The 11,453-nt window shown below is 72.2% G+C and carries 7 protein-coding genes and 1 pseudogene; 3 read left to right on the top strand and 5 right to left on the bottom strand.

From position 1 onward, the window contains the following. Nucleotides 1-1,916 precede the first annotated feature (1,916 nt). From rsmG to CTKZ_RS00345, 3 genes are all read left to right on the top strand, one after another. Nucleotides 1,917-2,531 (top strand): 16S rRNA (guanine(527)-N(7))-methyltransferase RsmG, encoded by a 615-nt coding sequence (rsmG, locus tag CTKZ_RS00355; RefSeq protein ID WP_235843099.1) that lies wholly within the window; start codon nt 1,917-1,919, stop codon nt 2,529-2,531. A 319-nt stretch (nt 2,532-2,850) separates the two neighbouring features. Beyond that, entirely contained in the window at nt 2,851-4,674 is a 1,824-nt protein-coding gene (locus CTKZ_RS22630; RefSeq protein ID WP_307720279.1) for a ParA family protein, read from the top strand. After that, nucleotides 4,671-5,954 (top strand): ParB/RepB/Spo0J family partition protein, encoded by a 1,284-nt coding sequence (locus CTKZ_RS00345; protein WP_124341055.1) that lies wholly within the window; start codon nt 4,671-4,673, stop codon nt 5,952-5,954. The genes CTKZ_RS22630 and CTKZ_RS00345 overlap by 4 nt, the downstream gene beginning before the upstream one ends. A 63-nt stretch (nt 5,955-6,017) precedes the next feature. Here CTKZ_RS00345 and CTKZ_RS00340 read toward each other — a convergent pair whose 3' ends face one another. The 5 genes and pseudogenes from CTKZ_RS00340 to CTKZ_RS21285 form a co-directional block, all read right to left on the bottom strand. Next, complete coding sequence (locus CTKZ_RS00340; protein ID WP_124341054.1) at nt 6,018-6,965, bottom strand: D-alanine--D-alanine ligase family protein; 948 nt, start codon at nt 6,963-6,965, stop codon at nt 6,018-6,020. A gap of 436 nt (nt 6,966-7,401) precedes the next feature. Then, entirely contained in the window at nt 7,402-8,754 is a 1,353-nt protein-coding gene (locus CTKZ_RS00335) for an aminotransferase-like domain-containing protein (RefSeq protein WP_124341053.1), read from the bottom strand. A gap of 330 nt (nt 8,755-9,084) precedes the next feature. Continuing rightward, a complete protein-coding gene (gene trxA / locus CTKZ_RS00330; RefSeq protein ID WP_124341052.1) occupies nt 9,085-9,417 on the bottom strand; it encodes a thioredoxin in 333 nt (110 codons plus the stop codon). Further along, the gene (gene trxB, locus CTKZ_RS00325) at nt 9,417-10,427 is read right to left on the bottom strand and encodes a thioredoxin-disulfide reductase (protein ID WP_124341051.1); all 1,011 of its coding nucleotides are present in this window, start codon (nt 10,425-10,427) and stop codon (nt 9,417-9,419) included. Before trxB ends, trxA begins: the two co-directional genes overlap by 1 nt. A 150-nt stretch (nt 10,428-10,577) precedes the next feature. Further along, nucleotides 10,578-11,453: pseudogene (locus CTKZ_RS21285) on the bottom strand (hypothetical protein); the annotation flags it as partial.

Below are 11,453 nucleotides of genomic sequence, written 5' to 3'. Positions count from 1 at the left end.
GTGTGGGAGCGGGCGGGGGTAGCGAGAGACGGGGCAGACGGTGGGCGCGGCGAAGGCTGGCCGGGGTGCTCGGCATTGCTGCGCAGGACCGGTTGTCAGTGGGGCGTGGGACCGGGCGGGGGTAGCGAGAGACGGGGCAGACGGTGGGCGCGGCGAAGGCTGGCCAGGGCGCTCGGCTGCGTTGCGTAGGGCCGATGGCCATCGGCGCCGGGTGGCGCGGGGTCAGTGGGGCGTGGATCAGCGGGGCGTGGGAGTGGCGAGGGCCAGCGGGAGGTGGGTCGCTCGGCGGGGGGCGGGGACTGAGGCCGGACGCGCGGCAGCGATGCTCACGACTGGTAGCCGTGGGCACGGGACCGGGTCGGGGTCAGTGGGCAGCGGGACCGGGCGATGGTCAGCGAAAGGCGGCCGGGCGGTGAGCGGGGAGCCCGGGGCGGGCGCTCGGCACAGGTGTGTCTTACCGGTAGCCAGGGAAGTGGGGCCGGTCGGAGGTCAGCGGGTCGTGAGACCGGGGGTGGTCAGCGGGGGGGGGGGACCGGGGTGGTCAGCGGGAGGTGGGTCGATCAGTGGGGCAAGGGTTGAGGCCGAGCGCTCGGCAGCGGTGTGGAGGACCGGTAGCCAGTGGGCACGGAACCGCGCGCGGGTCTGCGGGAGATGGGTCGGGGTCTGGGCGGCAGCGTCTGGAACCGGGCGGTCGGCAGTGGGCGGCGTCGGGCGGCGCGCAAGACAGGCGGCGAGAGGAAGGAGAAGGAGCGTCGACAAGGATCATTGGGAAGCAGCACAGGCGTCGACGGGGAGCATTGCAGGAGCAGGAGCGGCGGGGCGAGCAACGGCGGGAGCGTCGCCGGCGACCAATGGACAGGACCCAGAGCAGGAGCGGGCGGCGGGTAGGGGGCGCGGAGGAGGGGCACGCAGTTGACGGGCGGCGGGTAGGGGGCGCGGAGGAGGGGCACGCAGTTGACGGGCGGCGGGGCGAGTAGGGGGATCGGAGCATGCGGGCGCAGGTTGCGAGGCAGGGGACATCAGGCGAGGGGAGTGCGGCGATCTAGTCGGAGCCAGGAGCACGAACAGGGATGTCGAGAACGGAGGACCAGAGCGCGCCGAACGGGGGCGCCACGGGATCGCACGGCCGCGTGAACTGACCGCTGTGCGTCAATGGCCGTGCGTCAATGGCCGTGCGTCGAAGGCCGTGCGTCGAAGGCCGTGCGTCGATGGCCGTGCGTCGATGGCCGTGCGTCGATGGCCGTGCGTCGACGGTCGTGCGGTGATCGCCGCGTGCCGCCGCTGTGCACGACACGTGGCGCTGACATCGCGCGCGGCACGCTCCCGCGGCGGAGCAACGGTCGGGTCCGTGCCCAAGCCCGGCGTACCGAGCATCGATCGTGGGCGCGGCGACAGGCGTCGGTGGTTCCGAGGCACGAGAAACCGCAGCCGGGCGTTGAGGCCGTGGGCGACGCGAGCGGCGAGATGCGCAGCGGTTCCGGATGCCGCACCGGTCGACGTGGGTGATGCACCGCGCAGGCCCGCGTGCCACGGGGCGGGCAGCTGGAGGCGCGGAGAGGTGCCGACGGACGCGGATGGGGGCATCGGGCGAGGTCATCGATCGCCCTCCCCGGTGCCGATGTGACGGCCGCACGGGGCGTTCGAGACGAGATCGCCGGGCGGCATCGGCGTGTCGGCGGGATGTCGTGGATGGGTCCGCGACCCGCCTGTGGATCGTCAGGGGAGGTGCAGGACCGCACGGTACGGTGGGTCGTCGCCGCGGCCCACCAGCGGCACGAGTGGACGCTCACCGGCCTGAGCTGCAAGCCGATCGGTGCGCGGGATGAAGTGTTGTTTCACGTGAAACGGGGGACGTAGTGACGGGTGAGGCCCCCGAGGTGGCAGGAGCTGACGATCCCCTGACGGGCGACCCCGCCGTGACCGAGTTCTTCGGGGACGCGTGGCCGGCGGTCGCGCGATTCCACTCGATGCTCGTCGACGAGGGCGTGCTCCGCGGCTTGGTCGGACCCCGCGAGGTCACACGGCTGTGGTCCCGCCACCTGCTCAACTCCGCAGCGGTCGTGCCGTTTCTACCGGAGCGAGGGCGAATCATCGATCTCGGGAGCGGTGCCGGACTGCCGGGGATCGTGGTGGCCGCGATGCGACCCGAGTGTGAGGTCGTGCTCCTGGAGCCGATGGAGCGTCGTACCGACTGGCTGACCGAGGTCGCCACGCAGCTCACGCTCGACAACGTCACCGTCGAGCGGAACCGAGCACAGGACGTCCACGGCCGACTCGTCGGTGACGCGGTCACGGCACGCGCGGTCGCCGCCCTCGACAAGCTCTACCGCATGGCACTCCCTCTCCTACGCCCAGGCGGCGTCCTCGTGGCGCTCAAGGGCGACAAGGCGGAGCAGGAAGTGCAGGACGCCAAGCACGTCGGGAAGAAGTGGGGTGCTGGCGTTGCCGAGGTGGCCTTGGCGTCGACGATCGCGGGAGTCGAACCCACTCGAGTCGTCCGAGTCGTACGGGAGGTGGCAGGTGTTCGGTAGGAAGAAGCGCAAGGCGGAGCCGGTGTCGGCGGAGCCGAACCTGATGCCAGCGCCGACACCATTCAGCGCCGCGTCGGGCGGAGGAGAACCTGAGGTGCCCGTGTGGACGCCAGACGGATCCGCGACGACGGACCCGCACGCCTCGGCGACAGAGAGCGGCCCGACGGCCGGCGGCGACGCCTACTCGCCTGCGACCGACGGACTCGCCTGGGGGAGCGGTGAGACCGCTCCGGGCGCATCGAACGCTCCGGTTGACACGAGGGCCGAGCCGTCCGTGGTCGCCGACTCTGGGTTCGCTGACGTTTCACGTGGAACAACGGTGTCGACTTCGATGCACAACGGGTTGTCGGAACCCGCGCCGGGCAAGGACTCGACATCGGCACGCGACGACGAGCGCGGCGTCGCTCCGTCGACGCCCGGGCACGACGCACAGCAGCCCGACGCGACGTGGGGATCGCCGTCTCCGGACTGGCACGCGACTGCGGTCAGCGACCAGGCGCTCGGCCCCTCTGGAACGACCACCGAGCATGCGTCAGACGGTTCGCGGGGCTCGACTCCGTTCGGTACCGAGGAGTCCCAGAACCGCCACCTCGTTTCACGTGAAACAGGAGCGCGCACCGACGAGGGCAGCGTCCGGATCTTTCACGAGCCGACCGCATCGGCGCCGAACGACTTCCACGAGGTTGCCCAAGGCTCGACGGAAAGCACCCCCTCGACGGTCACGGGGGTCGACGGTGATGGGGGAGAATCTGTCGACAACCCTGCTGCACCCGGTGCAGCCGGCACCGCGGAGCAGTCGTCCGCTGGTCGTGAGCCCGCCACGGAGTCCGTGACGGCTGGACCGGAGAGCGAGGCGCGGGCGGACGGGGTTGCGGAGACCAGCACCTCGAGCGGTCGCGAAGACCGCGCCGTGGCGCCCGATGAGGACGACGAACTGCACGTGAACCCTGAGCACTCGCCGCTGTCTGCCAGCGGCGACCCCGGCCCTCTCCACGTCGACAGCGACGAGCACCGCCGCGCCGCGCTCGTGAACAGCCTCCCGCAGGCGGATCACGAGACGCCGCTGATGGCCGAGCTGCAGCTGGACGCACGCCGCCGCATCGAGCTCCGTGGCCGCCGGTTCCCGCGCCCATCCGCGACGCGGGTGATCACCGTCGCGAACCAGAAGGGCGGCGTCGGCAAGACGACCACCACGGTCAACCTGGCGGCGGCGCTGGCCCAAGCCGGTCTGAACGTGCTGGTGCTCGACAACGACCCTCAGGGCAACGCGTCCACGGCGCTCGGCATCGACCACCGTGCCGGCACCCCGTCGATCTACGAGGTGCTGGTCGACGGCGCCCCGATCGAAGAGGCGGTGCAGGAGAGCCCTGACGTCCCCCACCTGTGGTGCCTGCCCGCGACGATCGACTTGTCGGGTGCGGAGATCGAGCTGGTCTCGATGGTCGCCCGGGAGACACGCCTGCGGAACGCCCTGGACCGGTACCTGGAGTGGCGCGCGGCGCAAGGGCTCGAACCGATCGACTACGTCTTCGTCGACTGCCCGCCGAGCCTGGGGCTGCTGACGGTCAACGCGTTCGTGGTCGCACGCGAGGTGCTCATCCCGATCCAGTGCGAGTACTACGCGCTCGAAGGGCTCAGCCAGCTCCTCAAGTCGATCCAGCTGATCCAGGCCCACCTCAACCCCGATCTGCACGTCTCGACGATCCTGCTCACCATGTACGACGCACGGACCAACCTCGCGCAGCAGGTCGCCGAGGAGGTGCGGACGCACTTCCCGGACCGCACGCTGCGGACCACGGTTCCGCGGTCGGTCAGGATCTCGGAGGCGCCCAGCTACGGCCAGACGGTGATGACGTACGATGCGGGCTCCTCGGGCGCGCTGGCGTACCTGGAGGCAGCGCGCGAGATCGCCGAGCGTGGTGCTGCCACGACCGACGGATCGACGGACGGCGCCGACGGTGTCGCGTCAGCCAGCGTGGCCGCCGAGTCAGTCACACACGGACACGCCGAGCACACGGTCTCGGCCCCCGGTGACCAGCACACCTCGGTCGACCCGCACACTGCCGCGCCGACCGCCGTCGCCGCGACCCACGAGCAGCACCACGGCGAGCCTGTCATGGCCGCACATCAGGAGGACCAGTGAGCGAGAAGCGACGCGGGCTCGGCCGGGGTCTCGGGGCACTCATCCCGACAGGACTCGACGGCCAGCGGCCGTCGGGCGAGCGTCCGGTCGACGTGTTCTTCCCCGACGCCAAGCGCGACAACGCTGCGGCGACGACCGCCGCCGAAGGCACGACTGCTCCGTCGACGGAGGAGCCCGGCACGGCGGGGGCTGCGTCCGCACGCGTTCCGGACGGCGCCACCGACGGGGCGACGACCGCCGGGGTGACGACCAACGGCGCGACGGCCGCTGCGGCCCTGGTGCAGGAGGTCACCCCGCGCGAGGTCGCGGCGCGCGACGGTGTCGGCAGTGCGGTCAGCGTCGACGGGGCATCACGGTCCGCGGCTGGGTCGACCGATGGCGCGTTGGGCTCGGACGGCAAGGCCGGCTCGAACGGCACCACGCCCGCGGCGGTCGACCCGGACCTCGACGGCCTCGTGCCGGTCCCGGGCGCCCGCTTCGCCGAGCTTCCGGTCGGCGCGATCCGTCCCAACCCGCGCCAGCCGCGCACCGTGTTCGACGAGGAGGCGCTGGAGGAGCTCGTCGGCTCGATCCGCGAGATCGGCGTGCTCCAGCCGGTCGTCGTCCGCGCGGTCGAGGACGGCTACGAGCTGATCATGGGCGAGCGCCGCTGGCGCGCGACGCAGGCAGCAGGCCTCGACACGATCCCGGCGATCGTGCGGGACACCGAGGACTCCGACCTGCTTCGCGACGCGCTGCTGGAGAACCTGCACCGCGCCCAGCTGAACCCCCTCGAGGAGGCGGCGGCGTACCAGCAGCTGCTGGACGACTTCGGCTGCACGCACGAGGAGCTCGCGACTCGGATCCACCGGTCGCGGCCGCAGATCTCGAACACCCTCCGTCTGCTCAGGCTCCCGCCGCTGGTCCAGCGCCGGGTCGCCGCGGGCGTGCTCTCGGCCGGCCACGCCCGCGCTCTGCTCGGCCTGAGCGACGGCGCGGCGATCGAGCGACTCGCGCAGCGCATCGTCGCCGAAGGACTCTCGGTGCGTGCGGTCGAGGAGATCGTGTCGCTCGGCGTCGACGGTGCGACCCCGACGCGTCGGGCGGCGCCGCGAGCGGGGGACCGCAACGCGGCGCTCGACGACCTCGCGGCGCGACTGTCAGACCGTTTCGACACGCGCGTCAAGGTGGCACTCGGGAAGACGCGCGGTCGGCTCACGGTCGAGTTCGCCTCGGTGCAGGACCTCAACCGCATCCTCGAGAGCCTGGCGCCCGAGGACCCGGGTCTGCTGAAGAACTGACCCGTCAGGCCGTCGGAACGGGGACGAAAGGGGCGCGGACCTGCGGGTTCGCCCCCCTTCGCTTCACTCGAGGGAAGCCAGTACCAGCGATCGGTACAAGTCCCCGAGATTGTGCCCAGCGCCTTCGGCTGCCTGTGGCAAGAGTGAGGTCTCGGTCATCCCGGGGGCTACGTTGACCTCGAGGAACCACGGCTGCCCCTCGCCGTCGACGATGAGGTCCGTGCGCGACAGGCGCGTGAGCCCGAGCGACCGGTGTGCGGTCACGGCGGCCTCGCGCACGGCGGTAGCGACGGCGTCGTCGAGCCGCGCAGGGGTGAAGTACTCGACCCGCCCGGGGTTGTACCGCGCGTCGTAGTCGTACGCCCCGTCGGTCACGATCTCCACGGGAGGGAGAGCAACCGGACCATCGCCCGTGTCGACGACGCTGACCGCGACCTCCGTCCCGACGACCGCCCGCTCGATGAGCGCGGTGTCGCTGTAGGAGAAGCAGTCGACCATGGCGCGGGGCAGGTCGTCGGCGGAGGTCACGAGGTTCACGCCGAGCGCCGACCCGCCACGCGACGGCTTCACGACGAGCGGCAGCCCCAGCCGCGCGACGACGGTGTCGAGGACGCGGCCGGCACCGAGCTCGCGGAAGAGCGACTGCGGGAGCGTGACGAACTCGGGTGTCGCGAGGCCGGCCCCGGCGACGATGGTCTTCGCGATCGGCTTGCTCCAGGCGACACGGCTGGCGCGCGGGCCGGTACCGAGGAGCCGCAGGCCGAGGAGCTGCACCACGTCTCGCACGGAGCCGTCCTCACCGGACGCACCGTGGAGGAGTGGCCACACCAGGTCGGGGCGGAGATCGCCGAGCGCGGGCACGAGGTCGGAGTCGACGTCGTGGATCGACACCTCGACGCCGACGGACCGGAGCGCCTCGGCGACGCGCCGCCCGGAGCGCAGCGACACGTCGCGCTCGTGCGAGAGGCCGCCTGCGAGAACGGCGACGCGCGGCGAAGACGGGATGGTCACGGCGTGGTTCCTCCGAAGGCGTGGAGCGGTACGGGTCGAGGACGAGGGCGGGAGACGCGACCCCGGCGCGCCCGGGGACGCGCGCGATCACCACGGGATCTCGTGCATGCGCCTCGTCGCGACCGATGCGTCACGGGTCCAGCCGCCGTCGGTCCTAGCACAGTGACGACGGCCGTCGAGTGGACAGGGGAGTCCGCGAAGGCCGAACCGGCGGCCGGTACGACGACGCGTCGGGTGAACGCTGCCCGTGCGACGGGGGTGTCGACCAGCCTGGCAGGTGACGTGTGGACACCCGAGACCCCGGACACCGAACCGACGACCGCGACGATCACACGCTGGAGAGATGCTCGACGTGCGATACCTGGGTCGACCGTCACGGCGGACGTCGGGCGAGTGATCGGCGGGGCAGCCACGGCGGTGGTACGGACGCGCGAGGTCAGGCGACGTCTGGACCGGGGGACTGCACGCTGTCGGACGCGCCGCCGGCGTTGGTGCCGAACAGCTCGACGAGCTCACGCTCCCCGGCGACGACGCCCGCGAGCCGCCGCACGCCCTCGCGGATGCGCTCAGGCGTCGGGTAGCAGAACGACAGTCGCATGTGGTCGGCGCCGGAGCCGTCGAAGTAGAACGCAGTGCCCGGTACGTACGCGACGCGCGCGGTGACGGCGCGGGGCAGCATGTCCTTGGCGTCGAGGCCCTGTGGCAGCCTGACCCAGGTGTAGAAGCCCCCGTCGGGGACGTTCCACGACGCCTCGGGCAGGTGCTCCGCGAGCGCCGACACCATGGCGTCGCGTCGCTCGCGGTACTGCTCGCGGTACACCTTGATCTGGCCGCGCCAGTCCGCGGTCGACAGGTAGGTCGAGATCGCGAGCTGCGACGCGTTCGACGGGCAGAGGATCGCGGACTCGGAGGCCAGGACGAGCTTCTCGCGGACGGCGTGCGGGGCGACGACCCAGCCGACGCGGTAACCGGGCGCGAAGGTCTTGGAGAAGGACCCGAGGTAGACGACACCGTCGGCGTCGAGCGACCGGATCGCGGCGCGCGGCTCGCTGTCGAAGCCGAGCAGCCCGTACGGGTTGTCCTCGACGACGAGGACGCCGTACCGCTGCGCGATCGCGAGGACGCGCGGGCGGCGCTCTGCCGACAAGGAGACACCGGCGGGGTTGTGGAAGTTCGGCACCGTGTACAGGAGCTTCACGGTGCGACCTGCGGCGGCGAGCGACGCGAGGGTCGACTCGAGCGCGTCGGGGTCGAGGCCGTCGGCGTCGATCGGGACGTGCACGACGTCGGCCTGATAGGCGCGGAAGACACCGAGCGCGCCGACGTACGAGGGGGCCTCGGCGACGACGACGTCGCCCGGGTCGACGAAGATCCTGGTCACGAGGTCGAGAGCCTGCTGCGACCCGGTGGTCACGACGACGTCGTCGGGGTGGGCGTCGATGCCTTCGAGCCGCATGACGTCGAGGATCTGCTCGCGGAGCGTCTCGTCGCCCTGGCCGGAGCCGTACTGGAGCGCCTGGAGGCCGCGGGTCGCGACCACGCGGGCGGCGAGCTCGGCGAGGTCGTCGAGGGGGAGCCCTTCGAGGAACGGCATGCCGCCCGCGAGCGAGACGACCTCGGGCCGGTTCGCGACGGCGAAGAGGGCGCGGATCTCGGAGGCGCGCATACCGTGGGTGCGCTCGGCGTACGCGGAGAGCCAGGGGTCGAGGCGCGTGCCGGTTCCCGCCGCGGCGGAGGACGTGGGGTGGCCGCCCGACGTCTCGCGCGGGGGCCCAGGCTGCGTGGTCATCCTGGCAGTGTCGCACGTCACGACGACGCGCCCGCGCAGCATGCGTGCGGCGAGACGTGCGGGTCCGGTGCGGGTCGCGGGCCGGACGGTGGTGGGAGCTGCTGCTGTTCGCCGCCCGGGGCCTCGACGAGGTGGGCGACGTGCCGTGCGACGAGACGGCGACCGCTGTGCGACGAGACGGGCGACGCGCTGTGCGAGGAGACCGACGACGGGCTGCGTGCGGAGGCGCGCGACGGGTGCGCGACCGCTGACGCGTGCGACGCCGGACGGCATGCGGACGGGCCGCCGTCCCGGTGAGGGAGCGGCGGCCCGTGGGTCGCGCGGCGGACGTCAGGCCGCGGTGAGGACGTCCTCGATCTCGCCGGCGTAGAACGCCTTGGGGCGGGCGCCGATGACGGACTTCACGAGCTCGCCGCCGACGTACACGTTGAGCGTGGGGATCGACACGATCCCGTAGTTACCGGTGACCTGCGGGTTCTCGTCGGCGTTGACCTTGACGATCTTGACGCGACCGTCGTACTGCGCAGCGAGCTCGTCGAGGACGGGCGCGACCATGCGGCACGGGCCGCACCAGGGCGCCCAGAAGTCGACGATGACCGGGATGGGGGAGTCGAGGACCTCGGACTGGAACGTGTCGTCGGTGACGGCGGTGAGGGTGCTCATCAGACCTCCTGGACGAGGACGGGCGCGACGGTCGTGGGCACCGGGTCGACGACGTCGTGCGCGGTGTCGCCGAGCGCGGCGAGGTAGTGCTGGGCGTCGAGCGCGGCGGCGCATCCGGACCCGGCTGCGGTGATCGCCTGGCGGTAGGTGTGGTCGACGACGTCGCCCGCGGCGAAGACGCCGGGCAGGTTGGTCCGGGTGGACCGTCCGACGACGGAGACGTAGCCGTTGTCGTCGAGCTCGACCTGGCCGACGAGCAGGTCGGTGCGCGGCACGTGCCCGATCGCGACGAACACGCCGGTGGCGGAGTGCTCGCGCGTCTCGCCGGTGACGGTGTCACGCAGGGTCACGCCGGTGACCTTGTCCTCGCCGTGGATCGCGACGACCTCGGAGTTCCACGCGAACTCGATCTTGGGGTCGGACGCGGCACGGTCGGCCATGATCTTGGACGCGCGGAGCTGGTCGCGGCGGTGCACGAGCGTGACGCGCTTGCCGAACCGCGTGAGGAAGGTGGCCTCCTCGACGGCGGAGTCACCACCGCCGACGACGATGATCTCCTGGTCGCGGAAGAAGAAGCCGTCGCAGGTGGCGCACCAGGACACGCCACGGCCGGACAGCCGCTTCTCGTCGTCGAGGCCGAGCTCGCGATACGCGGACCCGGTGGAGAGGATGACGGCGCGCGCGGCGTAGGTCTCGCCGCCGGAGACGGTGACGGTCTTGACGTCACCCTCGAGGGAGAGTGCGACGGCGTCGTCCCACAGCACCTCGGCGCCGAACTTCTCGGCCTGCTTCTGCAGCGCGTCCATGAGCTCGGGGCCCTGGATGCCGTCTGGGAAGCCGGGGAAGTTCTCGACCTCGGTGGTGTTCATGAGCGCGCCACCGGCGGTGACGGAGCCGGCGACGACGAGGGGCGCGAGACCCGCGCGGGCCGCGTAGATCGCGGCCGTGTAGCCGGCGGGGCCCGATCCGACGATGACGAGGTCGCGCACTGTGCTGGGCTGGTCGCTCACGTGAGTCCTTGGGGTACGGCGGGCCGACGGGGTTGCCGGCTGCGGGCTGTTCGCTCAACCGATCGTAGGCCGGATCTGTTCCAGGTCCGACCGCCGAGGCGCGTGGCGGCGAGCATCCCCTCGCGCGGCCGTGCGGTCCCTGCGTTCGGGTCAGCCGAGCGACATCTCGTTGAGCTCGAGGCGGAAGCCACCGTCGGCAGCGGTCGGGAGCTGCGTGATCCACACGACGACGGTCGACGCCTCGACGGGGTCGAACTCGAAGACCGTGTCGGGTCCCACCGGCCCGGACGCGAGGACGGTGCCGCCGCCGGGGTCGGCCGCGGTGGTGTTCCGGATCTCGACGTTCCCACCGGTGCCGTTGACGTGCAGCGTCACCTTCGACAGCGTCGAGGGGGCCTGGAGGTTGACGATGTAGCCGACGGCGTTCTTGAAGCCGGCGAAGTCGTCGCGCTTGTACGTCTGGGTGTACCAGAACGTCGACGGGTCGCCGTCGTAGGCGCGGGTGACGGCTTCCTCGTGCTCGCCGTCGGAGTCGGACGGGTCGAACGACGTGGTCGAGGCGATCACCGGGGCGGCAGCGGCAGGCGCCTCACCCGCGGGCGTCTCGTCGGGCTGCTCGGCGGGCTGCTCCGGCGCCGCGGACTCGGCGGGCTGCTCCTGCGTCTGGTCGTCGGGCTGCGCCCCGGTGTCCCCGGGGTCGAGCGACGAGAAGAGCGCCCGGAAGGCCAGCACGACGCCGATGACGACGGCGACGGCGACGACCGCGAGCACGAGCTTGGTGGGGTCGAAGCGGCGGCGCTCGGGGGCGTCGGGCTCGCCCCAGCCGAGCTCGTCGAACGACTCCAGGCCGTCGTCGGGGGGGAGCACCGGCGGCAGCCCGGACGAGCCGTCGGCGCGGTACGCGGACGTGGGTCGACGCACGGGTGCGGCGCCGTACGCGCCGGCCGGGCCGGCCGGGTCGCCGGGGGGCGGCGGGACGTGCGCGACGGGAGCACGCGGCACCGACGCGGCCGCGGGCGACACGGG

This window comes from Cellulomonas algicola (assembly GCF_003851725.1).
Classification (GTDB): Bacteria; Actinomycetota; Actinomycetes; order Actinomycetales; family Cellulomonadaceae; genus Cellulomonas; species Cellulomonas algicola.
Note: the sequence above shows the minus strand (reverse complement) of the source record. Positions and strands in the feature narration are given on the sequence as shown.